This is a genomic window from Pseudomonas sp. WS 5021 (genome assembly GCF_012985535.1).
GTDB lineage: Bacteria > Pseudomonadota > Gammaproteobacteria > Pseudomonadales > Pseudomonadaceae > Aquipseudomonas.
Genome location: NZ_JAAQWP010000012.1, coordinates 73,309 through 98,443 on the forward strand (window position 1 = coordinate 73,309; position 25,135 = coordinate 98,443).

The following is a 25,135-nucleotide window of genomic DNA, read 5'->3' on the forward strand; positions in this document are numbered from 1 at the left end:
GCAAGCCAGCTCCTACACAAACCAGCTCCGGTACCCGCAGGGATGTGTGGTGATTCAGGACGTATGCGCCTGCTCTGCCGGCTGCTCACGCTGCGTCACCCAGAACTCTACCAGTTCGCGCAGTTGCGACAGCTCCACCGGCTTGGCCATGTGCCCATCCATCCCGGCCTGGCGTGCGCGTTCCTTGTGTTCCGAGAGGATGTGCGCGGTCAGCGCCACCACCGGCGTGCGGGTGCGCTGGTTGCTGACTTCCCAGACCCGCAACTGCTGGGTCGCGGAGAAACCATCGAGGATCGGCATTTCGCAATCCATCAACACCAGGTCGTAGCGCTGGGCCTTCATCGCCTGCAAGGCTTCCTCGCCGTTGCTGGCGGTGTCGGGTTGCAGGTTGAGCTTGCCGAGCATGCCGCGAATCACTTTGGTGGAGATGCTGTTGTCTTCGGCCACCAGGATGCGGAAATCGCTGGGCACCGTGACGGCCACCGGGGCGCTCGGCGCGGGGTGGCGGGGTTGCACCACGCCTTTGCTGCGCTGGGTCAACTCGTCGGCCAGGGTGGTCTTGAGGGTGTAGCCCGCGACCGGTTTGGCGAGGATGCGCTTGATCCCGCAATTGCGCGCGATGATCTTGCTTGGCGCGTTGCTGATACCGGTGAGCATGATCAGCAGGATGTCGTGGTTCAGGCTCGGGTCTTCCTTGATCTTCGCCGCCAGTTGCATGCCGGTCATGCCAGGCATGTTCTGGTCCAGCAGCACCACATCGAAATAATCGCGCAGGTGCGCCTTGGTGCGCAGCAGGGCCAGGGCTTCCTTGCCCGAGGGCACGGCGCTGACGTTCAGGCCCCAGGCGGTACATTGCTGCACCAGCACCTTGCGACAGGTGTCGTTGTCGTCCACCACCAGCACCCGTGCGCCTTGCAGCGGGCCGTCGAGGTCGGAGGTCGGGTGTTCCAGGCGCTCCGGGTCCAGCGGCAAGGTCAGCCATAGCGTGCTGCCTTGCTGGCTGCCAGCCTTGATGCCGAACTCGCCATTCATCAACAGGATCAGTTGGCGGGCGATCACCAGGCCAAGGTGGCCGCTGAGGCGGGTGGCCGAGAGGAAATTCTTGCTGTGCAGTTCGCTGTGCAGCAGAGCGTCGCGCTCGGCAGCTTCCATCGGCAGGCCGCTGTCTTGCACGGCAATGCGCAGACGCGGTTTGCTGCTGCGCTCGTCCAGGGCGACCACGATCAGCACTTCGCCTTCGTCGGTCTTTTGCAGGGCATTTTCCAGCAGGCTCAACAGGGCCTGGCGCAGGCGCGTCGGGTCGCCGCTGATGACCCGGGGCACCTGGGGCTGGATAAAGCTGATCAGCTCGACGTTCTGCTGCTCGGCCTTGGCGCGAAAGATACTCAGGCAGTCTTCGATCAGGGCGTTGAGGTCGAACTGCACATCGTCCAGTTCAATCTGCCCGGACTCGAGCTTGGAGATGTCGAGGATCTCGTTGATCAGGGTCAGCAACTCATTACCGGCGCTGTGGATGGTCTGCACGTAGTCACGCTGCTTGACCGACAAAGGCGTGCCCAGCAGCAACTCGGTCATGCCCAGCACGCCATTCATGGGGGTGCGGATTTCGTGGCTGATCTTCGCCAGGAACTCGGCCTTGGCCGCGATTTCGGCGTTGCTGGCAGCCAGGTCGCGGCTGAGGCTGAAGCGGTCCTCGACGATGCTGCGCTGGCGCTCGCCCAGGGCCTGGCTCATCAGCAGGCCGCTGACGCAGATCACCGCCAGCAAGGTGATGATCAGGCCTTGCGGGGCCACCAGGGTCAGGCCCAGCAGGGCCGGGAGGATAATCAGCGTGCCGGTGTTGAACACCACCATGGCCAGCAGGAACAAGCGGGCCGGCCGGTAGCCTTTTTGCCAGTGGTAGGCCGAGACAAACAGCATGCTCAGGCCGGCCAGCGCCACCAGGGCATAGGTGATGATGTTCAGTGGCAGGGTGTTGACGAACAGCAGCAACAGGCCGCACAGCACGATCAGCAGGATGTCCGCCATCAGCAGCTTGTTCAGTGGATGCGGGCCCAGTGGCGCGAAGAAACGGTAGGCAAACATCAGGCCGCACGGTGCGGTCAGCAGCAACGCCATATAGGCCCCCGGGGTTTGCATGGCGTGCCAGTTCGGCAACCAGGGGCCCAGCAGGTTGAGCAGCAGCAACAGGCTGAGCAACAGCAGCACTTCGCAGGCCGCCAGCCACAGGCTGCTGCGCGAGCGATGGTAGGCGTAGCGGGTGAGGTTGTGCAGGATCAGCATCAGCAGGCAGCCGAACAGCAGGCCATAGACCAGGGTCTGGGTCTGGTTGGCGGCGGCCATCACGGCGGGTTCGAGGGTCAGGTATGGCCGCAGCTCGTGCTCCGAAACCAGGCGCACATATACATCCAGGGGCTTCTGGCTCTGGGGCAAGGGCAGCATGAAGTCGCTGCTGGGCAGCGGGCGTTCGGCCTGGGGTTGGCGGGTGCCGGTGTTCACTTGCTCGATCAGCGTGTCGCCGTCCAGCACATACAGGTTGAGGTGCGCCAGGTCCGGCGCGAAGACCCGCAGCACTTGCTCGTGCTTGCCGGGCTGCAGCCTGAAACGTACCCACAGCGCACCATTGGGCTCGGCGGCGGTGATCCGGTCCAGTTCGATGGGGCTAAATTGGTTGGTGTAGCGTGCCGAGCGAATGTCGCTCAGTTGCAGGTCGGCCTGTTCATCAAGCAATACCGCCCAGCCGCTACCTTGTGCGGCGGCCTGGGCCGGCAAAAGGCAGAGCAGGGTCAGCAGGCTGACTGTAAAAACTATGGCGATCCTGAGCCAGCGCACGGCGAAATCCCTTCGTAGGTTGATGCACGGGGTTAACTATGCGCGGGACCGTAATGGGACGGCAAGGGCCAAAGGCCCCTGCCTAGCCGAACGGACAGCTGCTTACTGATCTTCGCCCCGCTCACGGGCAATGGCGCGGTAGCCGATGTCCTTGCGGTAGAAGCAGCCCTGCCAGTCGATCTTCGCGGCCAGCTTGTACGCTTGCTGCTGGGCGGCATCGACACTGGCGCCCATGGCGGTGGCGCACAGTACACGGCCACCTGCGGTGACGACCTGGCCATCCTTGAGCGCGGTACCCGCGTGGAACACTTTGCCTTCCAGTGTAGCCGCTGCGTCCAGGCCCTGGATCAGGTCGCCCTTGGCGTAGTCGGCAGGGTAGCCACCGGCGGCCAGTACGATGCCGACGCTTGGGCGTGGGTCCCACTGCGCTTCGACCTTGTCCAGCGCTTGCGCCAGGGCGGCTTCCACCAACAGCACCAGGCTCGACTGCAGGCGCAGCATCACCGGCTGGGTTTCCGGGTCGCCGAAGCGGCAGTTGAACTCGATGACTTTCGGGTTGCCGGCCTTGTCGATCATCAAGCCCGCGTACAGGAAGCCGGTGTAGACATTGCCTTCATCGGCCATGCCGCGCACGGTCGGCCAGATCACCAGGTCCATGACGCGCTGGTGCACGTCGGCGGTGACCACCGGGGCAGGGGAGTAGGCACCCATGCCGCCGGTGTTGGGGCCGGTGTCGCCGTCGCCGACGCGCTTGTGGTCCTGGCTGGTGGCCATGGGCAAGACGTTCTTGCCGTCGACCATCACGATAAAGCTGGCTTCTTCACCGTCGAGGAATTCTTCGATCACCACCCGCGAACCGGCGTCACCGAAGGCGTTGCCGGCGAGCATGTCGCGTACCGCGTCTTCGGCTTCTTGCAGGGTCATCGCGACGATCACGCCTTTACCGGCGGCCAGGCCATCGGCCTTGATCACGATGGGGGCGCCTTTCTCGCGCAGATAAGCCAGGGCCGGCTCGATCTCGGTGAAGTTCTGGTAGTCGGCGGTCGGGATCTTGTGGCGCGCCAAAAAGTCCTTGGTGAAGGCTTTCGAGCCTTCCAACTGGGCGGCGCCAGCGGTCGGACCGAAGCAGTCCAGGCCACGGCTGCGGAACAGGTCCACGACACCCGCCACCAGCGGCACTTCCGGACCAACGATGGTCAGGGACACGTTCTTTTCGGCAAAGTCAGCCAGTTGCTCAAGGGCCAAGACGTCGATGGCGACGTTTTCGCACTTGGCTTCAATGGCGGTACCGGCGTTGCCGGGAGCGACGAAGACTTTCTGCACGCGTGGGTCCTGGGCGACTTTCCAAGCCAGGGCGTGTTCACGGCCACCGCTGCCAATGATCAAAACATTCATTTCAAAAACCTCAAATTCTGTAGGCGCTGCTGGAGCGCTTTAAAATGTGGGAGCGGGCTTGCTCGCGAAAGCGGTGGGCCTGTGAGGAATGTGTCGAATGACACACCGCATTCGCGAGCAAGCCCGCTCCCACATAAGCCCCACCCACATTTGGATCAGTGGCGGAAGTGGCGCATGCCGGTGAAGACCATGGCAATGCCGGCTTCATCAGCCGCGGCAATCACCTCAGCATCACGCATCGAGCCACCCGGTTGAATCACCGCAGTAACACCTGCTTTTGCAGCGTTATCCAGGCCATCACGGAAGGGGAAGAACGCATCCGATGCCATCACCGAACCCGCGACTTGCAAACCGGCATGTTCAGCCTTGATCGCCGCGATACGCGCCGAGTTCACGCGGCTCATCTGGCCGGCGCCGACACCGATGGTCTGGCGGTTCTTGGCGTAGACGATGGCGTTGGACTTGACGTACTTGGCCACTTTCCAGGCGAAGATCAGGTCGTTGATCTCTTGCTCGGTCGGTGCGCGCTGGGTCACCACTTTCAGGTCCTGGCTGCCGATCATGCCGATGTCGCGGCTCTGTACCAGCAAGCCACCATTGACGCGCTTGTAGTCCCAGGCAGCGGCGCGGTCAGCCGACCACTCACCGCAGGCCAGCAGGCGCACATTGGCCTTGGCGGCAACGATGGCACGGGCCTCTTCGCTGACGGATGGGGCGATGATCACTTCGACAAACTGACGCTCGACGATGGCCTTGGCAGTCTCGGCGTCCAGTTCGCGGTTGAAGGCGATGATGCCGCCGAATGCCGATTCGGTATCGGTGGCGTAGGCCAGCTCGTAGGCCTGGCGGATCCCGCCTTCAGCGTCCGGGCTCACCGCCACGCCGCACGGGTTGGCGTGCTTGACGATCACGCAGGCCGGCTTGACGAAGCTCTTCACACATTCCAGCGCGGCGTCGGTGTCGGCCACGTTGTTGTAGGACAGCTCCTTGCCCTGCAGTTGGGTCGCGGTGGCGATCCCCACTTCGGCAGGCTTGGCTTCCACGTAGAACGCCGCGCTCTGGTGCGGGTTCTCGCCGTAGCGCATTTCCTGGGCCTTGATGAACTGGCTGTTGAAGGTGCGCGGGAACTGGCTGCGGCCTTCCGTGCTCAGGGTTTCGGCGGCCTGGTTCACGGTGCCCATGTAGTTGGCGATCATGCCGTCGTAGGCGGCGGTGTGTTCGAAGGCCTTGAGCATCAGGTCGAAACGCTGGGCGTAGGTCAGGCCGCCGGCTTTGAGGCTTTGCAACACCTGGGCGTAGTCGCTGGCGTTGACCACGATGGCCACGTCTTTGTGGTTCTTGGCTGCCGAGCGCACCATGGTCGGGCCGCCGATATCGATGTTTTCGATCGCGGTCGGCAGGTCGCAGCCTGGCTTGTTGATGGTGGCTTCGAACGGGTAGAGGTTGACGGCCACCAGGTCGATCGGCTTGATGCCGTGCTCGTTCATGATGGCATCGTCGATACCGCGACGGCCGAGGATGCCGCCGTGGATTTTCGGGTGCAGGGTCTTGACCCGACCGTCCATCATTTCTGCGAAACCGGTGTAGTCCGCGACTTCTACTGCGGCCACGCCGTTGTCCTGCAGCAGTTTGAAGGTCCCACCCGTGGAGAGGATTTCCACGCCCAGGGCTTCCAGCTCCCGGGCAAATTCGAGGATCCCGGTCTTGTCGGAAACACTGATCAAGGCACGGCGGATCGGCAGGCGGGTAGTCTGGTCGGTCATCTCAATTTCCATCAAAAGCAAAGGAGTCAGCAAAAAAGGCGACCGGTTTTACGCGGGCGCCTTTCTGGTTTGATTGAATGCTTACAGCAAATCGTACTGTTTGAGCTTCTTGCGCAGGGTCCCACGGTTCAGGCCCAGCAGCTCACTGGCTTTGGTCTGGTTGCCCTTGACGTAGTTCATCACGCTTTCGAGCAAGGGCGCCTCGACTTCGGAGAGCACCAGGTTGTACACATCCGTGACGGCCGCGCCCTCAAGGTGGGCGAAATAATTGTGCAGCGCTTTCTCGACGCTCCCGCGAAGGGTCTGGCCTTCTTCGCTCGGCGTGTTGAGGTGCTGTTTCAAATTGACGTTGTCGCTCACGGGTGTTGTTCCACTCACTAAAGTCTCGGTCATCATCGTCATGCGGCCACCCCTTCTGCGTCCCCTGCTCTCAGGCTCTTGTCTCGTTCGGCAAAGAACTCACGAACGGCGGTGACCTGTGCTTGCGTTTCATCCAAACGATTGAACCCGGCACGAAACTCTTTGGCGCCGGGCAGGGTTGCGAGATACCAACCCACATGCTTGCGAGCTATGCGCGCGCCCATCACGTCTCCATAGAAGGTGTGCAGGGCGGCCAGATGCTCTAGCAGAATACGTTCCACCTCGATCAGCCCCGGTGCCGGCATGATTTCGCCGGTACGCAGGAAGTGCTCGATCTCACGAAAAATCCATGGCCGCCCCTGGGCGGCCCGGCCGATCAACAGCCCATCGGCACCGGTTGCGTGCAGCACGCGCCGGGCTTTCTCGGCCGAGTCGATGTCGCCGTTGGCAAAGACCGGAATCGACACCGCCTGCTTGATCGCAGCAATGGTGTCGTATTCAGCCTCGCCGGTATAAAGGTCCGCACGGGTACGGCCATGCACCGCCAGCGCTGTAATGCCTGCCTGTTCGGCGATCTTCGCCACCGTCAGGCCGTTCTTGTTGTCCCGGTCCCAGCCGGTGCGGATCTTCAGGGTGACCGGCACATCCACTGCACCCACCACGGCGTGCAGGATCTCGGCCACCAACTGCTCATCCTTCAACAGGGCGGAGCCGGCGGCCTTGTTGCAGACCTTTTTTGCCGGGCAACCCATGTTGATATCAATAATCTGTGCACCCAGCTCCACGTTGGCCCGGGCTGCATCCGCCAGCATCTGCGCGTCGCCACCGGCGATCTGTACCGAGCGCGGCTCGGGATCACCTTCGTGGATCATGCGCATCCGCGATTTGCGGGTGTTCCACAAGCTCATGTCGCTGGTGACCATTTCCGAAACTACAAGGCCCGCGCCCAAACGTTTGCACAGCTGACGAAAGGGCTGGTCGGTGACACCCGCCATCGGGGCGAGAATCAAAGCGTTTGGCAATGCATATGGGCCGATGCGTACCGCCGACATAGGACTTCCCTGTTGTGGGGCCGGATCATTAGAGTTCGAAAAAGGGTTGGCATGATACCCGCTCTCGATGACTGGTTAAAGGCTGAATTGGATAAAATCTGAGCAGTTATTTTCTTATCGCCAGCGGTTTGGTCGTGGACGAGCAAGTCAATAACCTGCCGTCCGAACCTTGACGTGCGCTGCGAATCACTCGGGGGAGTGGAAACTGAGACTGTAGTTCACAGCCTTGTTGCCTGGGTCGAGAATGTCCAAGGCGATATGGATCGGGGTCTGGGACGGCATCTCGGTCTGGCCGGCCAGCTCCCCGCTGAGGTACTCGGCGGGCTTGAAGCGCCGGCTGGCGATCATCCGGCCATTGAGGTCGGCAAAACGCAACTCCAGCAGCGGGAACGGCTGGGAGAACGTCGCACGGTTGTAGATGATCGCATCCACCACCAGGGCGCCGGCGAACTCGGGATGGCTGCGCACCACCAGGTTGCTGCTCTTGATATGGGCAATATCGACCCGCGACGGCACGGTGCAGCCCAGTTTCGGGCACAGTTCCTGGAACCATGGCCGGTACTTGTCCTGACGGGCCAGGTCGTCGAACTGATAGGCGATGTACTGGCCAGCGAGGGCGGCGGCGGCCAGCAGCACCAGGGTCAGCCAGAGCAGACGGCGGCCCCAGCCGGCCGGGCGTTTGCCGGTGTACAGGTGCAGCGGGTCGTCTTCCAGGTCCTGCAGCATCTCGTCATGGGCGTTGCCCGTGGCGCGTGTGCGCTTGCGGCGTGGCTCAGGCTCGGGTTCGTCCAGCTCGCTGCTGAGCGTTGGCTCGGGCGGGTCGAGAGGCTCGTCAGCATGCAGTACGGGCTCGTCGTCCACCTCGTGGATGTCGAAGGACATCGAGGGCTCGGTACGCTGGGTTTTGCCCGTGGGGGCTGGGGCCGGTTCGGCGGCTTGCTCGGCGTGGGCGATTGTCGCAGCCCGTTCGTCCGGTGGGTCGCTGAACAGGCTGGCGGCCCATTGTTCTTCTTCAGCCTTGGCGGTGTCGCGGCTGGCGCTCATCGACTCGTCTTTTTGCCGGCGGTCCGCACCTGCCTGGCGTCGTTCGCTGCCCTGGGGCTGGGTGTGCTGGATTTCCCGGCGTTCGAGCTTGGCCAGTTCTTCGTCGAGGTCCAGGTGGTCCAGGTCCAGCTCCTCGGCGGTCCATTGCTTCTGGCTGATGGCGCGCGGCGGGGCTTCGGCGGCCGGCGTTTCAGGCGCGTGGGCGCGCTGCTCCAGCAGTTGCCGGGCGGCATTGAACACTTGCAGGCAAGAGCCGCAGCGAACCACGCCGCGGGCCACGCTCAACTGGGCATGGCTGACGCGGAAACGGGTTTGGCAATGCGGGCACTGGGTGACAAAACTGTCGGTCATGCGGCCATCCGATTCATGCAGGCGCTCATTCTAGCGCCGACGACCGCTGATGCGTACCCAGCCATCGCGGTTGGCGATGGGGTCCAGGTCGAAGTCCTGGGCATAGGCGGCGGCGACTTCTTCGCCCTGCTCGGCGAGGATCCCCGACAGCGCCAGGCGCCCGCCCGGCTTGACCAGGCTCGACAGTTGCGGGGCCAGTGAGACCAGCGGCCCGGCGAGGATATTGGCGACCAGTACGTCGGCCTGCACCTGGGGCAATTGCTCCGGCAGGTACAGTGGGAATTTGCCTTCAGGGATGTTGTTGCGCCCGGCGTTATCGCGGGAGGCCTCCAGGGCCTGCACGTCGATGTCGGTGCCGACGGCTTCCTTGGCGCCCAGCAGCAGCGCGGCGATGGCCAGGATCCCCGAGCCGCAGCCGAAGTCCAACACATTGCAGCCTTGTAAGTCCTGGCCATCGAGCCATTCCAGGCACAGGGCGGTGGTGGGGTGGGTGCCGGTGCCGAACGCCAGGCCCGGGTCCAGCAGCAGGTTGACTGCCTCAGGCTCCGGGGCCGCATGCCAGCTTGGCACGATCCACAGGCGCTGGCCGAAACGCATAGGCTGGAAGTTGTCCATCCAACTGCGTTCCCAGTCCTGGTCTTCGATCACTTCGCTATGGTGCTCGGGCAGCGGGCCGCCGGTGAGCAGTTCCATGTGGGCAAACACGCTGCTGGCGTCGGTGCCGTCTTCGAACAGCGCCAGCAAGTGGGTGTGGGACCACAGCGGGGTGGTGTTCAGCTCAGGCTCGAAAATCGGCTGGTCTTCGGCGTCCATGAAGGTCACCGACACGGCGCCCACTTCGAGGAACGCGTCTTCATAGGTTTCGGCTTGTTCTGGGCTGATGGCGAGACGGACTTGCAGCCAAGGCATGGCGGGCACCTTTGAAAAAATGAGTGTGCAGCGGGGTGGGGCTGCGAAAGGGCGCAAGTTTACGCGAGAGCAGGCCAGAAGACGACACCACTGACAGCACGGGAGCCAAATGTGGGAGCTGACTTGCCTGCGATGGCGGGGTGTCAGCTTGCTCATCAGTGCCAGGCCTACCGCTATCGCAGGCAAGCCAGCTCCTACAGGGTTTTGTGGTGTTCTTGTGTGCGCATAAACGACAAAACCGCCCGAAGGCGGTTTTGTGGGTGGAGCACAAACTTATTGGTTGGCCAGCTTGTGTTCCAGGTAGTGAATGTTCACACCACCTTCGCAGAAGCCTTCATCACGAACCAGATCCCGATGCAGGGGGATGTTGGTCTTGATGCCGTCGACCACGATTTCGTCCAGGGCATTGCGCATACGGGCCATGGCCTCGTCGCGAGTGGCGCCCCAGGTGATCAGCTTGCCGATCAACGAGTCGTAGTTGGACGGAACCTTGTAGCCGCTGTACAGGTGCGAATCGACGCGAACGCCGTTGCCGCCGGGTGCATGGAAATGCTTGACCAGGCCTGGACTCGGGATAAAGGTTTTCGGGTCTTCGGCGTTGATCCGGCACTCCAGGGAGTGACCGTGCATCTTCACGTCGTCCTGGGTGAAGGACAGCACGTTGCCAGCGGCGATGCTCAGCATCTCCTTGACGATGTCGATACCGGTGACCATCTCCGAAACCGGGTGCTCTACCTGCACACGAGTGTTCATCTCGATGAAGTAGAAGCGGCCGTTCTCGTAGAGGAACTCGAAAGTCCCGGCGCCACGGTAGTTGATATCGATGCAAGCCTTGACGCAGCGTGCCAGGACTTCCTGGCGTGCTTTTTCATCCAGGCCCGGTGCCGGAGCTTCTTCCAGGACCTTCTGGTGACGGCGTTGCAGCGAGCAATCGCGGTCGCCCAGGTGGATCGCGTGGCCCTGGCCGTCGGACAGTACCTGGACTTCCACGTGACGTGGGTTGGTCAGGTATTTTTCCAGGTAGACCATCGGGTTGCCGAACCAGGCGCCCGCCTCGGAGCGAGTCTGCTTGGCCGCTTCGATCAGGTCTTCTTCCTTGTGCACCACGCGCATGCCGCGACCACCACCGCCGCCGGCGGCCTTGATGATCACCGGGTAACCGACTTCACGACCAATGCGCAGGGCGGTTTCCTCGTCCTCGGGCAGTGGGCCGTCGGAGCCTGGAACGGTAGGCACGCCGGCTGCGATCATGGCGTCCTTGGCCGACACCTTGTCGCCCATCAGGCGAATGGTCTCGGCTTTCGGGCCGATGAAGGCGAAGCCGGATTTTTCCACCTGTTCGGCGAAATCGGCGTTTTCCGCGAGGAAGCCGTAGCCAGGGTGGATGCCATCAGCGCCGGTCACTTCAGCCGCAGCGATGATGTTCGAGACCTTCAGGTACGAGTTCGTGGCCAGTGGCGGGCCGATGCAGATGCTTTCGTCCGCCAGTTTCACGTGCATCAATTCGGTATCGGCCGTCGAGTAAACAGCGACGGTCTTGATGCCCTCTTCCTTACAGGCGCGCAGGATCCGCAGCGCGATCTCGCCGCGGTTGGCGATCAGGACTTTTTGCAGTTTCTTCGCAGGTTTCAACATCGAAGGCGCTCCGCGGTTCAAACGATGGTGAACAGCGGCTGGTCGTACTCAACCGGCTGACCGTTTTCTACCAGGATGGATTCGATGACGCCGGCTTTTTCGGCCGTGATGTGGTTCATCATCTTCATCGCTTCCACGATGCAGATGGTGTCGCCCACTTTCACGGTCTTGCCCACTTCAACGAAGGCTGGCGAGGTCGGTGCCGGGGTGCGGTAGAAAGTACCGACCATTGGCGACTTGACCACGAAACCGTTCAGCACAGGCGCTGCTGGTGCGGCAGGTGCAGCGGCAGCAGCAGGCGCGGCGGCTGGAGCAGCAGCGGCTGGCGCCGGCGCTTGCATCTGTGGCGCGTAGAACTGTTGGGCCGGGGTCTTGCTGTGACGGCTGATCCGTACGGACTCTTCGCCTTCCTTGATTTCCAGCTCGTCGATACCGGATTCTTCCAGCAGTTCGATCAGTTTCTTAACTTTACGGATATCCATGAATCATCAACTCCCAAGGGTCGGTCAGGGGCGTATAGCCTGTTCTTCAATGTGTTCCAGGGCGGCCTCCAGGGCCAGTCGGTAACCGCTGGCGCCAAGGCCGCAGATCACTCCTACCGCTACGTCGGAGAAGTAAGAGTGATGGCGGAAAGCTTCGCGTTTATGCACGTTCGATAAATGCACTTCGATGAATGGGATGCTCACCGCCAGCAGCGCGTCACGTAATGCAACGCTTGTGTGCGTAAAAGCGGCGGGATTGATCAGGATAAAGTCCACGCCTTCGCTGCGCGCGGCGTGAATGCGATCAATCAATTCATACTCGGCATTGCTTTGCAGGTAGAGCAGATGGTGGCCGGCTTCACGGGCCCGTCGTTCCAGATCGAGGTTGATCTGTTCGAGGGTCACTGCACCGTACACACCCGGTTCGCGGGTGCCGAGCAGGTTCAGGTTGGGTCCGTGCAGAACCAGTAAGGTCGCCATCGGCTGTTCCTTGTTATTGGAGGTAGGTACGTCAGAACCCGGCGACTATGCCGCAAAGCCTTTGTGACTGTCCAGTTCTCTGCAATAGCCAGCACGATTAGCGAGGATTGCGCAAAGTATGTGACTGGGGCGCACGATCCGGTCATTGGTAATACGGTCTGGAAAGCAATGAAGATCGACTGTAGGAGCTGGCTTGCCTGCGATAGCGGTGGATCAGTAGCCGATTAGTCGCCTGGCACACCGCTATCGCAGGCAAGCCAGCCCCTACATTTGATCTTCATGGGGCGGGAGATGGCGTCAGACGCGAAATGCCTGCACCGCCGTATTAAGCTGCCCGCCGAGCACCAACAGATGCTCGCCCTGGCGGCGGCCCTGGCCGATCCGCAGCAGGTTTTCCTCGCCCAACTGGTGGATGCGCTCGCTGTTATCGCGGATTTCACTGACCGCGCCGCTCTGCTGGGCCGTCACCTCGGCAATCCGGGTGGCGGTGTCGGAAATGGTCTGGATCGCGCCGACGATTTCATCCAGCGCGCCGTCGGCCGCCTGGGCCTGCTGGGCGGTGGCTTCGGCGTGTTCGACCTGGGCGCGCATGCCTTCCACCGATTGCCGGGCTGCGGTCTGCAGGCCGGCAATCAGGGTCTGGATCTCGGCGGTGGCGCCTGCCGTGCGCTGGGCCAGGGAGCGTACTTCGTCGGCAACCACCGCAAACCCGCGCCCGGCCTCACCGGCGCGGGCCGCTTCGATGGCGGCGTTGAGCGCCAGCAGGTTGGTCTGGTCGGCAATCGAGCGGATCACCGTGAGCACGCTGCCAATGGTTGCGGACTCTTCGGCGAGTTTTTCGATCATCTGCGCATTGTCTTGCACTTCATCCACCAGCGCGTGCAGGCCGGTGAGGCTCAAGCCGATCACCCGCTGGCCATGTTCCACGGCCTCGCCGGCACTGCGGCTGGCCCCGGCGGCCTGGCTGGCGTCACCGGCAACCTGCTGGATAGTGGCCTCCAACTCGCCCAATGAATCACGGATTTGCGCAGTGTCCCCGGCCTGGCGTTCGGCCCCGTCATGCAGGCCGCCGCTCAGTTCGGCCAGGGCGCGGCTGCTGCCGGCCACTTGCTCGGCATTCGTGCGAATAGTGCCCACCAGGTTCACCAGGTAAGCCCGCAGGCGATTGAGCGAGGCTTCAATATCATGCAGTTCGCGGTTGGTCGCACCCAGGGCTATCTCTTGGCTGAAGTCACCCTCGGCCCAGGTCGACAGGGCCGGTGCCAGGCTGGTCAGCACCCGCGCCAGGCGCCGTTGCAGGGTGTCGATGAGCAGGGCGATCAGCAGGATCAGGCCAATCATCACGCCTTGGATCACCCGCACTTCGCCCTGGATTCTGGCGTGCTGGGCGCGCACTTCGGGCTCCAGTGCGGCAATGGCTTGCTGCACGGTGTCGATTTTCAGATGGGTGGCGGCGGCCAGCTCAGTGCGTTTGTGGATTTGCTCGCGGGTGCGCGCCAGTTCGGCCGGGTAGCGCGTGAGCAGGCTGTTGAGCTCGCGCTTGAGGCCCACGCCGGTGTCTTCGGCGGCTGTGGTTTCGCTGCTTTCCAGGCCCATCAGCGCCGAAAAATCATCGCTGTTGGAGGCACTGCTGGCGGTCACGCCCAGCAGCGGCAGTTGCCCAAGCAGATCAGCCTGGCTGCGGATGTTGGCCAGTTCGCGCTCTACATCGTCGGCCAGTTCGCTGCGCCCGCTGCTCACCAGTTTGTCCCGTGCCAGGGACAGTCGGCCCAGATGCTGGGAGGCGGCGAGCAACGGCGGCAGATAACGGGGCGCGTCTACTGAGCTGACGCCGATGGCGTACTGGCTCAATTGCTCCAGATTGGCCCCCAACTCCCGCTCGGCTTGCAGCAGCAGGGCTTGTGGGTCACCGGCCAGTTTGCCGGCGGCCAGCAGGTCGGTCTTGCTGAAGCCATCGAGGTCGAGCAGGCCGGGCCGCAGTTTTTGCGTCAGCTCAGGCGGCAGCTCGTCCAGGTGCAGCAGCAGGTTTTCCAGGCTCTGGCCGGCAGCGCTCAGGCGCAAGGCGTCGCCGCTGGAAAGATAATCGTCGATATTGCGCGCAGTCTGGTTCTGGAAGGCCTGGGACAGGCCCAGGTAGCGCTCCATCAACAGGTACGGGCGCTCAAGGGCCCGCTGCGACCACCAGAGCGTAGCGCCCAGGGCCAGGCAAACGGCGACCAGCAGAAGGGTGTTCAGATTCGTCAGCAGCTTCAGGCGCATGCGTGGTTTCAACCAACGGCGGAAAGATAAGTGCCTGAAGTTATTGCGTTTTCGTTACAGCGTTATGACGGACTGAGTGGAATCCGATGAAAAGGTGGCACTTTGCCTTGAGGTGCCTGCGGCGTGCACCCGGTTACGCCCGGCATCCTTGGCGCGGTACAGCGCCTCGTCGGCCTGGGCGGCCATCATCAAGCTGTCGGAGCCATCGCACAGCTCGACCACACCGGCGCTGAAGGTGCACCACAAATCCTGGGGCTGGGCCGGGTAGTGAATTTCGGCAAAGCGCCCACGGATTTCGTCGAGCACTTTGCAGGCCGCGTCCAGGTCGGTGTCGGGCATCACAATGGCGAACTCTTCGCCGCCGTAACGGCCGATGTAGTCGGTCTTGCGCAAGCGTTGCTTGAGAAACAGCGCCAGGCTCTTGATCACGCGGTCGCCCATGGGGTGGCCGTGGCTGTCGTTGACCCGCTTGAAGTGGTCAATGTCGAGCATGGCAAAGCTCAGCGGCTTGTTCTCGCGGCGCGAGCGGAAGCTGCAGTCTTCCAGCAGTTGCAGGATATGGGTGTGGTTGTACAGGCCGGTCAGGCTGTCGCGCACCATCCGCGCCTTGAGATGGCGGGCGCGGGCGGCGCGGTTGCGCACGGTGGTGATCAGGTGGCGCGGCTTGATTGGCTTGGTGAGGAAGTCGTCGCCGCCTTCGCTCATGGCATCCAGCTGTTTATCCAGGTCGTCTTCGGCCGACAGGTAGATGATCGGCACGCTGACATAACGGTCATTGTGGCGAATCACCTTGGCCAGTTCCGTACCGGTGCAGGCCGGCATGTACATGTCGAGGATGATCAGGTCGGGCTGGAAGTCTGCCAGCTCGGCCATGGCCTGGATCGGCTCGATCAGGGTCCGGGTGACGATCCCGGCGCTGTTGAGCAGGCGCTCGGTGTGCATCGCCTGGGCGCGGGAGTCGTCGATGATCAGCACTTTATAAGGTTCGTACTGGGCGACGCAGGTCAGTACCTCGATTTTTTCCAGCAGGCTCGAGGCTTCCAGGGTCCCGGTGAGGAACTCCTGGCCACCGGCGCGCACCGCCGCCAGGCGGGTGGGGGTGTCGGTTTCGTGCAGGCTGAAGAACAACAGCGGCAGTTTCTGCTCCAGGCCTTCCTGGGCTTCGGCGGCCAGTTTCAGGCCCAGGCCGGTGCCGCAGAAGTCCACGTCCATCACAATCGCCGCCGGCAGGCGTTCGGCCATGGACGAGCGGAACGCGGCCACGCTGTCCAGGGACTGCGCGCTCAAGCCAAAGAATTCCAGCTGCTTGGCCAGGCGCTCGGCACGGTCGTGATCGGCCAGCATCACGTAGATCGGCTTGCGCATCGGCGGCAGGAAGGTCTGGTCCAACTGGTCGCCCTGGCGCAGGCCGGTTCGTGACAGGCGCTGCATCAAGCGGTTGAGGTCGGTGATCAGGTGGCTGCTCAGGCGGCCGCGGTTTTCATCCACCGCTTTGAGCGACTCGATGATGTGCCGGGCCAGTTGGCCATGCTCGGGTTGTTCAAAGCGCTCGGCAAAACGCAGCAGGCGCAGATTGGCCTCGCTGAGTTCGTTCAATTCGGCGTTCGACCATTCGCTGCGCTGCAAACGCTGCCAGATCTCAAGAATTTGACGCGCCTGATGAATTACCCGCTGGGCAAAGTGGTGCTTGAGACGCTCACGGCTTGGGTCTTCTGGCTCGGTCATATCCTGACTACTAGGTAAGGGTGCATGCTGAGGTCGACTGGTGGCTCTATGCTAGCACCTCTTTTCAATCGCACGAGTGTCATACGTCAATTAACTGCAAGGTCCCGGGGATTCATTTACTGACTGCTGGGTCGCGTAGGCGCATCAGCGCCCTTCCTTTATAGTTGAGTGCCAGCTTTGCGCCACCTTGATTAAAAGCCCCGCACAGACGGGCACGATGGGGTAGGGTTGTGGTCGTAGCTATTGAACTCAAGTGACTGAAAGGATATCCGCCATGCTGGACTGGAAAAACCGTGCAGGCAGCGCCCCAGGCCCAAGCCCTGCGCCCAAGTCGGCCTCCCGCAGCTATTTTCGTAACCTGTTGATGAGCCGGGCACTGCTGACCCTGGTGGTGATTTACCTGTTGGTCACCGGTGGCCTGGGTTGGTATTGGAGCCAGGAGCCGGCCTTGTTCCCGGTCCAGCAAAACGCGCAAATTGCCGCCGAAAAAGACGGCAAGCAAATGGTCATCGGCTTTACCACCGTCGAAACCGTCAAGACCGTAGTGGGCACCCTGCTCAACAAGCCTGGCGGCTACATTTCCAACGACCGCTTCCCGCCTGGGTTGTGGATGGACAACATGCCCAGCTGGGAATATGGCGTGCTGGTGCAGGTGCGTGACCTGACCCGTGCCCTGCGCAAGGACTTCGCCCGCTCGCAATCGCAATCGGCCGAAGACGCCGACCTGGCCAAGGCCGAGCCGCGTTTCAACTTCGACAACAAAAGCTGGGTGCTGCCTTCCAGCGAATCGGAATACCAGGAAGGCATCAACTCCCTGAGCCGCTACCAGGCACGCCTGTCCGACCCCAATCAGAAAGGCGCCCTGTTTTATGCGCGCGCCGACAACCTGAATAACTGGCTGGGCGATGTCGCCACCCGCTTGGGCTCGTTGTCGCAGCGCCTGTCGGCCAGTGTCGGCCGGGTCAAGCTCAACACCGCGCTGAAAACCGAAGCGCTGGCGCCGGGCGAAGTGCCGCAGGTCGATGAAGAAGTGGTGGAAACCCCATGGATGCAAATCGACAACGTGTTCTACGAAGCCCGTGGCCAGGCGTGGGCCCTGTCCCACCTGTTGCGTGCCATCGAAGTCGACTTTGCCGACGTCCTGGCCAAGAAAAACGCCACCGTCAGCGTGCGCCAGATCATTCGTGAGCTGGAAGCCTCCCAGGAAACCCTGTGGAGCCCGATGATCCTCAATGGCAGCGGCTACGGCGTATTGGCCAACCACTCGCTGGTGATGGCCAACTACATCTCCCGCGCCAACGCGGCAGTGATCGACCTGCGTCAACTGCTGAACCAGGGTTGAGTCATGGTCGATAGCGCCAAGGAGGTCGCGCACCGCGCGGCCTCGGATGCCGAGCACATCGCCTGGGTCGACGAGCAGGACAACCTGCTTGGCGCCCTGGTGCGGGCCGATCTGCGCGAGCGCGGGCTGATCGGGCGCGGCACCTACATCATGCTGTTCAACTCAAAGGGTGAGCTGTGTGTGCATCGGCGCACCCTGAGCAAAGCCATCTATCCCGGTTACTGGGACGTGGCGGCGGGGGGCATGGTCGGGGCGGGCGAGACCTATGAGCAGTCGGCCGCCCGCGAGCTGGCAGAAGAGTTGGGCGTCAGCGGTGTAAAACTGACGGCCCACGACCACTTCTTTTTCGAGGACACGGGCAACCGGCTCTGGTGCTCGGCCTTCTCGGCAGTCTGGGACGGGCCGCTGCAATTGCAGCCCGAAGAGGTGCTGGAAGCGCGCTTTATGAGCATCGAGGCGGTGCTGGCCGATATCGAGCAAAAGTCCTATTGCCCCGACTCATTGGCCGCCTTAAAACGCTATCTGGCTGCGCGTCGCTAAAGTTGCATAAATTGGCGCCATTTGGCTCTTAGCAAGTAGGCTTTTTGCCGTTACACTGCGCGACTTTTCAAGCCGAACCGCTCCAACGTTTCCCCGGTCCCTGTAGGAGCGAGCTTGCTCGCGAAAAAACCAATGTCACCGCGTGCTGTCTGGATGCCCGCGTTATCGTTGACGATTTTCGCGAGCAAGCTCGCTCCTACAGGGGCGGGTAGGCCTGAGCGGTTCGGTAGCGCTGCCCCTGCCTGAGTGGGGCTTCGCGGTTGGTGGCCGGTTGACGGGCACTGATCAGTCTTCATCCTCCCAAGAGGATTGCCGGTGGCCAAAAAAGCCGCATCCTTCGCCGCCCTTGGTGGCCTGGTGTTTTCCACCGACGCAGGTCGGCATTGCCCGGACTGTCGCCAGCCCGTGGACGCCTGTACCTGTAAACAGACCCTGATTCCCGAAGGTGACGGAATTGCCCGCGTACGCCGCGAGAGCAAGGGCCGTGGCGGCAAGACGGTGACCACCATCACCGGCGTGCCCCTGGCAGCCGAGCCACTCAAGGAGTTGGCCACGCTGCTGAAAAAGCGCTGTGGCACCGGTGGCGCCCTGAAAGACGGGATCATCGAAATCCAGGGCGATCACGTCGAGTTGCTGTTGGCCGAGTTGATCAAGCTCGGCTACAAGGCGAAGAAATCCGGCGGCTAGCAGCCTCTGTGAAACCCGCACCGACGAGCGCGCTCGTCGTCTCCATGGTTTCACAGAGCCTGTTCCTGACCGGTGTCTAAACTCTGTCCTGCAAGTGGGGTCTACCCCTCTCACAGGCAAATCGTCATTTTCACTCTTTAGACTGCGCCAGCCTCTGACTTGGGTGGCGCTCTTCGACTTTATATAGGGGACTTCGATGTCCGTACGACGCACACGCAAAGACGATGGCAGCCAATGGACAGTTGCGGACAGCCGCAGTGTTTACGGGATTCGCCATTGGGGGGCCGGGTATTTCGCGATCAATGATGCCGGTCGCGTTGAAGTCCGTCCGAACGGCCCGAACAGCTCGCCCATCGATTTGTACGAGCAAGTGGATGAGCTGCGCAAAAGCGGCCTGTCCCTGCCTTTGCTGGTGCGCTTCCCGGATATCCTGCAAGACCGCGTGCGCCAGCTGACCGGCGCCTTCGACGCGAATATCGAGCGCCTGGAATACCAGAGCAAATACACCGCGCTCTACCCGATCAAGGTCAACCAGCAGGAAGCGGTGATCGAGAACATCATCGCCACCCAGGACGTGTCCATCGGCCTGGAAGCCGGCTCCAAGCCTGAGCTTCTGGCCGTACTGGCCCTGGCACCGAAAGGCGGCACCATCGTCTGCAACGGTTACAAGGACCGTGAGTTCATCCGCCTCGCGCTGATGGGCCAGAAGCTGGGCCACAACGTGTTTATCGTGATCGAGAAAGAGTCCGAAGTGGGCCTGGTGATCGAAGAAGCCGCCAACCTCAAGGTCAAGCCACAGGTCGGCCTGCGGGTGCGCCTGTCGTCCCTGGCGTCGAGCAAATGGGCCGACACCGGTGGCGAGAAGTCCAAGTTCGGCCTGTCGGCGGCGCAGTTGCTGTCGGTGGTCGAGCGCTTCCGCGCCGCGGGCCTGGACCAGGGCATCCGCCTGCTGCACTTTCACATGGGCTCGCAGATCGCCAACCTGGCGGACTACCAGCACGGGTTCAAGGAAGCCATCCGCTACTATGGCGAACTGCGCAACCTCGGCCTGCCGGTGGACCACATCGACGTCGGCGGCGGCCTGGGCGTGGACTACGACGGTACCCACTCGCGCAACGCCAGCTCGATCAACTACGACATGGACGACTACGCCGGCGTGGTGGTGGGCATGCTCAAGGAATTCTGCGACGCGCAGAACCTGCCGCACCCCAACATCTTCTCCGAGAGCGGCCGCTCCCTGACCGCCCACCACGCCATGCTGGTGGTGCAGGTGACCGACGTCGAGAAACACAACGACGACGTACCGGTGATCGAGAACAAGGAGAGCCTGCCGGAAACCGTGCAATGGCTGGTTGACCTGCTGGGCCCGACCGACATTGAAATGGTCACCGAAACCTACTGGCGCGCCACCCACTACATGAGTGACGTGGCCGCCCAGTACGCCGACGGCAAGCTGACCCTCGCGGAAAAAGCCCTGGCCGAACAGTGCTACTTCGCCGTGTGCCGCCGCCTGCACAACTCGCTCAAGGCCCGCCAGCGCTCGCACCGCCAGGTGTTGGACGAACTCAACGACAAGCTGGCCGACAAGTACATCTGCAACTTCTCGGTATTCCAGAGCCTGCCGGACACCTGGGCCATCGGCCAGGTCTTGCCGATCCTGCCGCTGCACCGCCTCGACGAAGAGCCGCTGCGCCGCGCGGTACTGCAGGACCTGACCTGTGACTCCGACGGCAAGATCAAGCAATACGTCGACGAGCAAAGCATCGAGACCAGCCTGCCGGTGCACGGTTTGAACGAAGGCGAGGACTACCTGCTGGGGATCTTCCTGGTGGGCGCCTACCAGGAAATCCTCGGGGACATGCACAACCTGTTCGGTGACACCGATTCGGTGAACATCTACCAGCGCGAGGACGGCTCGGTGTACAGCGCCGGGATCGAGACCCACGACACCATCGAAGACATGCTGCGCTACGTGCACTTGTCGCCGGAGGAGTTGATGACCCACTACCGTGACAAGTGCGCCAGCGCGAAGATCACGGCGGCAGAACGCACCCAGTTCCTGGATGCGCTACGCCTGGGCCTGACCCGTTCGTCCTACCTGTCTTCCTAAGACCGGCAGGCACAGCGCCAAGCTGTGGGAGCGGGCTTGTGTGGGAGCGGGCTTGCTCGCGAAAGCAGTAGATCAGTCAATACAGGTGCTGACTGATCTGCCGTCATCGCGGGCAAGCCCGCTCCCACATTAGTGTGCGCCCAGCCACAGCCCCTGCCGATTCAGCCGCCACGCAATCGCCCACAACGTCAAACTGCGCACTGCCATAAACAGCAGGAACGTTATCCACAGCCCGTGGTTACCCAGCCCCTGCAACGCCCAGGCAAGCGGCAGCATAATCAGCACCGTCAGCAGCATGCCGTTGCGCATCTCCCGCGCGCGGGTCGCGCCGATAAACAAGCCGTCCAACAGATAACTCCACACCGCAATCAACGGCAGTACCGCAAGGTACGGCAGGTAGATATCGGCGGTTTCGCGCACGCTGGGGATATCGGTCTGCATGGCGATAAACAAGTGGCCGGCGAAGGTAAACAACAGCACAAACCCGAGGCTGGCGATCAATGACCAGCCGCAGGCAACGACCAGCGAGCGGCGCAGGGCCTGGCGGTCATGGGCGCCGATGGCGTGGCCGCACAACGCTTCCACCGCGTGGGCCAGACCGTCCAGGGCATGGGCGGTCAGCAACAGCCCGTTGAGCAGCAGGGCATTGGCCGCGACGGTGGCGTCGCCCAGCCGGGCGCCTTGCACCGTGATCATGAAAAACACCGATTGCAGCGCCAGGCTGCGGATAAAGATGTCGCGGTTGACCGCCAGCAGCGCGCGCCAGCTGTGCCAGACCTTGAGCGCCGCCCAGGCGATGTGCCCGGGGTAGGCGCGCAGGGCTTTTTGCGTGAGGGCCAGGCCGAGCAAGGCGCCGGTCCATTCGGCAATCACCGAGGCCCGCGCCGAGCCGACCACGCCCCAGTCCAGGCCTAAAACGAACCACAGGTTCAGGGCGATATTCACAAGGTTAGTGGTCAACAGAATCGCCAGCGGGGCCCGGGCGTTCTGCGTGCCCAGGAACCAACCCACCAGGGCGTAGGTGGCCAGGGCGGCAGGGAGGCCGAACAGGCGGGTGTGGAAGAATTCGCGGGTCAGTTGATTCAACTCGGCCGAGGGCTGCATCCACTCCAGTGCCAGGTGGCTGAGGGGAATGCCCACCGTGCCCAGCACCATCGCCAACCCCAGTGCCAGCAGCAAACCTTGCAGCAGGATTTGCCGCAGCGCCGCGCCATCATTGCGCCCGGCGGCTTGGGCGGCAAACCCGGTGGTGCCCATGCGCAGAAAACCCATGGCCCAGGCCAGGAAGGTATACAGGCTGGCCCCAACGGCCACGGCACCCAGTTGATGGGCGTGGGGCAGGTGGCCGATGACCATGCTGTCCACCAGCGCCACCAACGGTACCGAAATATTCGACAGAATCATCGGCGCGGCCAGGGCCCAGACACGGCGGTGAGTGGGGCGGTGGCGCCAGTCGGTGAGTAAGGTGGGCATGGGGGCTCCTTGGGTGAGCGGCATTGTAACTGGCCCTCAACAGCGGCGCAGATCCAAATGTGGGAGCGGGCTTGCTCGCTCCCACCTTTTTGATCGTGTTTATGCCGGGGGATGCAGGCACTCGATGGAGCGGTCGACCGTGGTCTTGGCGATCTCCAGCAAATGCCACACCGCGAGCACCTTGGCCCGTTCGGCGCCGGGCAAGTGTTCACCACAGTCGAGCGCGGTGGCCGAGGCGCTGTTCAGCAGGCTGGCGGTGTAGAGCAGGGAGTCTTCGAAACTCAGTTCTTCACTGATGGAGTGGAAGCCCTGGGTCGGTAGGTAGTGGCTGAGGGCGCGACTGAAGGCGGCGCGGTCGTTGAGCAGGTCGCAGGGTGGGTCGGGGACAATCTTATGCATGGTGTAACTCCATATGGTTTGGAGCTGACATCCGTCGCGACTAAACGAAGGGTGGCGGCTGTACGCAGGTTAGTCGACCGGCCATATGGCAAACCGGCGCACCCGAAGGTGCCCTACGCACAGCCACCATGAAACTTCATGAGACCATGCGCCATATAGGATCCGGGCGACTAAACCCGATCACTGATAAGCAGTGACGGACCGCAGACTAGTCACCGATTCCAACAGGCACAAGGCGCTGAGGATTGTCTAGGAAACGTCCTGCAATTTAAAGCGACACGCCTTGCTGGCCCTTTACAAACCGTGACCAAATGCCAGCCCGGCGCCCCCACAAACCAGCTTTCACAGGAGGTCTTCAGTGTTTGTGGTGGCGATGTCGGCATGATGAAGGGTCATGGCTGTGCTGATGAGCTTTCGCTTCCGGCCGGCACGCGAGGCTGAGTTAAATACCCGCCTTCTCCTCTGAACAGCCCAAACTCCATGGATAACTCCGATATCGCGATCACCCTGGTCCTGATCTCCGCCTTCATGCACGCCACCTGGAACGCTGTTGTCCGGGCCGGCAGCAGCCGCTTCATGACCCTGGCCCTGGTCGATGGCACCGCATTGCTGATCTGCCTGGCGGCGCTGCCGCTGGTCAATGTGCCAAGCCTGCAAGTCTGGGGTTATGTACTGCTTTCGGTGATATTGAATACGGTCTATCGCCTGTTTCTGATCAAGGCCTATGAGACGGGCGACTTCGGTCAGGTCTACCCGGTGATGCGCGGTGTGCCGCCGGTGCTGGTGGCGTTGTTTTCCTACTTTCTGCTGCATGAGCAACTGTCGTTCCATGCGATGGCCGGGGTGTTGTTGATTTGCCTGGGGATCATCAGCCTGACATTTGTACGCAGGATGACCGCGCACATGCTCAAGCCGATCCTGATGGCGGTGGGCGCTGGAGTGTTTATTGCGTCCTACACAGTGGTGGACGCCAAGGGCGTGAGAGCCAGTGAAACGGTGCTGCAATACATTATTTACCTGACGGTATTCCAGAGCATTCCTATCCCGCTGCTGGCGTTTTTCAAGGAGCGTGCGGCACTTGTCCAGGCCATTGGCAGTCATTGGCGAGTGGGGGCCTTGGGGGGTGTTTTTTACCTGGCATCCTACGGCCTGGTGTTGTTCGCGCTGTCGCTGGATGCGGTGGCCAAGGTCTCAGCGCTGCGGGAAACCAGTGTTATTATCGGCGCCATTATTGCCGCGCTGTTCTTTCATGAACGGTTCGGCTGGCGACGGATGCTTTCGGCGTTCGTCATTGTTTGCGGGATCATCCTGATCAAAGTGAGCACCTGATGGCTCAGCGCCCTCCACCCACTGCGATGCTCCAGGCTTTTGTCAGCGCCGCGCAAACGGGCAGTTTCGCGCGTGCGGCGTCTGAGCTTAACCTCACCGCCAGTGCCATCAGCCATCAAGTTGCAGGCCTGGAAGCGTGGTGGGGCGTGCAGTTGTTTGAGCGGCACTCGCGCGGCGTCAAGCTGACGTCGGCAGGGCAGGCCTTGTTGCCGGTCACTGATGGGTTTTTCAAAGGGCTGGAGGCTGCGCTGCAGGCTCTTAATCCGCGCACAGCCCAGCCGTTGTACCTCTTGTGCACCTCTTCGCTCTGTTCGACCTGGCTGATTCCCAGAATGCATGGCTCGCATACTGACGCCTCGTTCAATCTTGACGTGGTGCTGAGCAGCGCAGATATGAACCCTGCCAGCCTGGGAGCTCATCAATTTGATGTCGCAGTAGTCATAGGGGGCGGGGACTATCCGGAGCATCATGTCGAGTTGCTGATGCGCGATGCGGTGTTTCCCGTATGCTCGCCGGCGTTTTATCGCGAGCATGGCGATATTGCGCCGACGGATATCGCCCGGTACCCATTGATTCACCGGGCGGATGATCAGATCTGTCCGGGGTGGGAGAGTTGGTTTGCGTTCCAGGGGGCGGCGGCGCCCCCGTATCACCCTGGGCCTCGGTTTCCGGATTCGAGCCTGGCTATAAGCCTTGCGGTCAAGGGGGGTGGGATCGCTCTGGGCCGGACGGCGTTGGTATACGACCAATTGGAAGAGGGGGCGTTGGTTGCCTTGAACAGCCCCGTGATGATGTCGCCGGCGGCGTATTACGTTATTTGCCGCAATGGTCGACAGTCCGAGCCGGACATCGCCCGGTTGATTGATTGGCTCAAGGCCAGCGCGGGTGAGTTTCTGCGGGAGGTTCGGACCCGCCACCCGCAAATAGCGGGTGCTGGAGCACTTTAGCGGTAGGGTTTGGCCTGACTT

Annotated in this window: 20 protein-coding genes; 6 read left to right on the plus strand and 14 right to left on the minus strand. The window is 62.2% G+C overall.

Translation table 11 applies throughout. From position 1 onward, the window contains the following. Positions 1-54: 54 nt before the first annotated feature. The 12 genes from HBO19_RS26690 to HBO19_RS26745 all read right to left on the minus strand — a co-directional run bounded on the left by HBO19_RS26690 (position 55) and on the right by HBO19_RS26745 (position 16,287). Positions 55-2,832: a hybrid sensor histidine kinase/response regulator gene (locus HBO19_RS26690; protein ID WP_169952063.1), complete on the minus strand. Its 2,778-nt coding sequence runs from the start codon at positions 2,830-2,832 to the stop codon at positions 55-57. Positions 2,833-2,934: 102 nt separating this feature from the next. Then, the gene (gene purD / locus HBO19_RS26695; protein WP_170042520.1) at positions 2,935-4,227 is read right to left on the minus strand and encodes a phosphoribosylamine--glycine ligase; all 1,293 of its coding nucleotides are present in this window, start codon (positions 4,225-4,227) and stop codon (positions 2,935-2,937) included. A gap of 155 nt (positions 4,228-4,382) precedes the next feature. Further along, a complete protein-coding gene (gene purH / locus HBO19_RS26700) occupies positions 4,383-5,990 on the minus strand; it encodes a bifunctional phosphoribosylaminoimidazolecarboxamide formyltransferase/IMP cyclohydrolase (protein WP_169952059.1) in 1,608 nt (535 codons plus the stop codon). Positions 5,991-6,071: 81 nt separating this feature from the next. Continuing rightward, positions 6,072-6,392: a DNA-binding transcriptional regulator Fis gene (gene fis / locus HBO19_RS26705; RefSeq protein ID WP_003186237.1), complete on the minus strand. Its 321-nt coding sequence runs from the start codon at positions 6,390-6,392 to the stop codon at positions 6,072-6,074. Next, entirely contained in the window at positions 6,389-7,402 is a 1,014-nt protein-coding gene (dusB, locus tag HBO19_RS26710; RefSeq protein WP_170058631.1) for a tRNA dihydrouridine synthase DusB, read from the minus strand. The genes fis and dusB overlap by 4 nt, the downstream gene beginning before the upstream one ends. Positions 7,403-7,588: 186 nt before the next feature. Next, complete coding sequence (locus HBO19_RS26715; protein WP_170058632.1) at positions 7,589-8,797, minus strand: DUF3426 domain-containing protein; 1,209 nt, start codon at positions 8,795-8,797, stop codon at positions 7,589-7,591. Positions 8,798-8,827: 30 nt separating this feature from the next. Then, positions 8,828-9,706 (minus strand): 50S ribosomal protein L11 methyltransferase, encoded by an 879-nt coding sequence (gene prmA / locus HBO19_RS26720; RefSeq protein ID WP_170058633.1) that lies wholly within the window; start codon positions 9,704-9,706, stop codon positions 8,828-8,830. 273 nt (positions 9,707-9,979) lie between these two features. Next, the gene (accC, locus tag HBO19_RS26725) at positions 9,980-11,341 is read right to left on the minus strand and encodes an acetyl-CoA carboxylase biotin carboxylase subunit (RefSeq protein WP_003188188.1); all 1,362 of its coding nucleotides are present in this window, start codon (positions 11,339-11,341) and stop codon (positions 9,980-9,982) included. Positions 11,342-11,358: 17 nt separating this feature from the next. After that, complete coding sequence (accB, locus tag HBO19_RS26730; RefSeq protein ID WP_029297651.1) at positions 11,359-11,823, minus strand: acetyl-CoA carboxylase biotin carboxyl carrier protein; 465 nt, start codon at positions 11,821-11,823, stop codon at positions 11,359-11,361. A 24-nt stretch (positions 11,824-11,847) separates the two neighbouring features. Beyond that, positions 11,848-12,303, minus strand: coding sequence for a type II 3-dehydroquinate dehydratase (gene aroQ / locus HBO19_RS26735; RefSeq protein WP_170042526.1), 456 nt, complete (start codon positions 12,301-12,303; stop codon positions 11,848-11,850). Positions 12,304-12,600: 297 nt separating this feature from the next. Further along, positions 12,601-14,562, minus strand: a complete 1,962-nt coding sequence (locus tag HBO19_RS26740; RefSeq protein ID WP_170058634.1) for a methyl-accepting chemotaxis protein — start codon at positions 14,560-14,562, stop codon at positions 12,601-12,603. 54 nt (positions 14,563-14,616) lie between these two features. Beyond that, a complete protein-coding gene (locus HBO19_RS26745; RefSeq protein ID WP_170042527.1) occupies positions 14,617-16,287 on the minus strand; it encodes a PleD family two-component system response regulator in 1,671 nt (556 codons plus the stop codon). Between the two features lie 274 nt (positions 16,288-16,561). Here HBO19_RS26745 and HBO19_RS26750 point away from each other — a divergent pair, with 274 nt between their 5' ends. The 4 genes from HBO19_RS26750 to speA all read left to right on the plus strand — a co-directional run bounded on the left by HBO19_RS26750 (position 16,562) and on the right by speA (position 20,966). Then, positions 16,562-17,629 (plus strand): DUF2333 family protein, encoded by a 1,068-nt coding sequence (locus HBO19_RS26750; RefSeq protein WP_169952047.1) that lies wholly within the window; start codon positions 16,562-16,564, stop codon positions 17,627-17,629. A gap of 3 nt (positions 17,630-17,632) precedes the next feature. After that, a complete protein-coding gene (locus tag HBO19_RS26755; protein WP_170058635.1) occupies positions 17,633-18,169 on the plus strand; it encodes an NUDIX hydrolase in 537 nt (178 codons plus the stop codon). Positions 18,170-18,484: 315 nt separating this feature from the next. After that, positions 18,485-18,856, plus strand: coding sequence for a translation initiation factor Sui1 (locus HBO19_RS26760; protein WP_169897394.1), 372 nt, complete (start codon positions 18,485-18,487; stop codon positions 18,854-18,856). A 196-nt stretch (positions 18,857-19,052) separates the two neighbouring features. After that, positions 19,053-20,966 carry an arginine decarboxylase gene (gene speA / locus HBO19_RS26765; protein ID WP_169952043.1) on the plus strand — a complete coding sequence of 638 codons (1,914 nt, stop codon included), beginning with the start codon at positions 19,053-19,055 and terminating at the stop codon, positions 20,964-20,966. A gap of 129 nt (positions 20,967-21,095) precedes the next feature. Here speA and HBO19_RS26770 read toward each other — a convergent pair whose 3' ends face one another. Together HBO19_RS26770 and HBO19_RS26775 are read right to left on the minus strand one after the other, a co-directional pair. Next, positions 21,096-22,439 carry an MATE family efflux transporter gene (locus HBO19_RS26770; protein WP_170058636.1) on the minus strand — a complete coding sequence of 448 codons (1,344 nt, stop codon included), beginning with the start codon at positions 22,437-22,439 and terminating at the stop codon, positions 21,096-21,098. A 99-nt stretch (positions 22,440-22,538) separates the two neighbouring features. Continuing rightward, a complete protein-coding gene (locus tag HBO19_RS26775; protein ID WP_170042570.1) occupies positions 22,539-22,838 on the minus strand; it encodes a hypothetical protein in 300 nt (99 codons plus the stop codon). A 480-nt stretch (positions 22,839-23,318) separates the two neighbouring features. Here HBO19_RS26775 and HBO19_RS26780 point away from each other — a divergent pair, with 480 nt between their 5' ends. After that, entirely contained in the window at positions 23,319-24,167 is an 849-nt protein-coding gene (locus HBO19_RS26780) for an EamA family transporter (RefSeq protein WP_170058637.1), read from the plus strand. Beyond that, the gene (locus HBO19_RS26785; protein WP_170058638.1) at positions 24,167-25,114 is read left to right on the plus strand and encodes a LysR substrate-binding domain-containing protein; all 948 of its coding nucleotides are present in this window, start codon (positions 24,167-24,169) and stop codon (positions 25,112-25,114) included. The genes HBO19_RS26780 and HBO19_RS26785 overlap by 1 nt, the downstream gene beginning before the upstream one ends. Positions 25,115-25,135: the final 21 nt, after the last annotated feature.

Coding starts and splice junctions, on each gene's coding strand:
- purD (WP_170042520.1), bottom strand. CDS start 4,227: ATGAATGTTTTGATCATTGGCAGCGGTGGCCGTGAACACGCCCTGGCT.
- purH (WP_169952059.1), bottom strand. CDS start 5,990: ATGACCGACCAGACTACCCGCCTGCCGATCCGCCGTGCCTTGATCAGT.
- fis (WP_003186237.1), bottom strand. CDS start 6,392: ATGACGATGATGACCGAGACTTTAGTGAGTGGAACAACACCCGTGAGC.
- dusB (WP_170058631.1), bottom strand. CDS start 7,402: ATGTCGGCGGTACGCATCGGCCCATATGCATTGCCAAACGCTTTGATT.
- HBO19_RS26715 (WP_170058632.1), bottom strand. CDS start 8,797: ATGACCGACAGTTTTGTCACCCAGTGCCCGCATTGCCAAACCCGTTTC.
- prmA (WP_170058633.1), bottom strand. CDS start 9,706: ATGCCTTGGCTGCAAGTCCGTCTCGCCATCAGCCCAGAACAAGCCGAA.
- accC (WP_003188188.1), bottom strand. CDS start 11,341: ATGTTGAAACCTGCGAAGAAACTGCAAAAAGTCCTGATCGCCAACCGC.
- accB (WP_029297651.1), bottom strand. CDS start 11,823: ATGGATATCCGTAAAGTTAAGAAACTGATCGAACTGCTGGAAGAATCC.
- aroQ (WP_170042526.1), bottom strand. CDS start 12,303: ATGGCGACCTTACTGGTTCTGCACGGACCCAACCTGAACCTGCTCGGC.
- HBO19_RS26740 (WP_170058634.1), bottom strand. CDS start 14,562: ATGCGCCTGAAGCTGCTGACGAATCTGAACACCCTTCTGCTGGTCGCC.
- HBO19_RS26745 (WP_170042527.1), bottom strand. CDS start 16,287: ATGACCGAGCCAGAAGACCCAAGCCGTGAGCGTCTCAAGCACCACTTT.
- HBO19_RS26750 (WP_169952047.1), top strand. CDS start 16,562: ATGCTGGACTGGAAAAACCGTGCAGGCAGCGCCCCAGGCCCAAGCCCT.
- HBO19_RS26755 (WP_170058635.1), top strand. CDS start 17,633: ATGGTCGATAGCGCCAAGGAGGTCGCGCACCGCGCGGCCTCGGATGCC.
- speA (WP_169952043.1), top strand. CDS start 19,053: ATGTCCGTACGACGCACACGCAAAGACGATGGCAGCCAATGGACAGTT.
- HBO19_RS26770 (WP_170058636.1), bottom strand. CDS start 22,439: ATGCCCACCTTACTCACCGACTGGCGCCACCGCCCCACTCACCGCCGT.
- HBO19_RS26775 (WP_170042570.1), bottom strand. CDS start 22,838: ATGCATAAGATTGTCCCCGACCCACCCTGCGACCTGCTCAACGACCGC.
- HBO19_RS26780 (WP_170058637.1), top strand. CDS start 23,319: ATGGATAACTCCGATATCGCGATCACCCTGGTCCTGATCTCCGCCTTC.
- HBO19_RS26785 (WP_170058638.1), top strand. CDS start 24,167: ATGGCTCAGCGCCCTCCACCCACTGCGATGCTCCAGGCTTTTGTCAGC.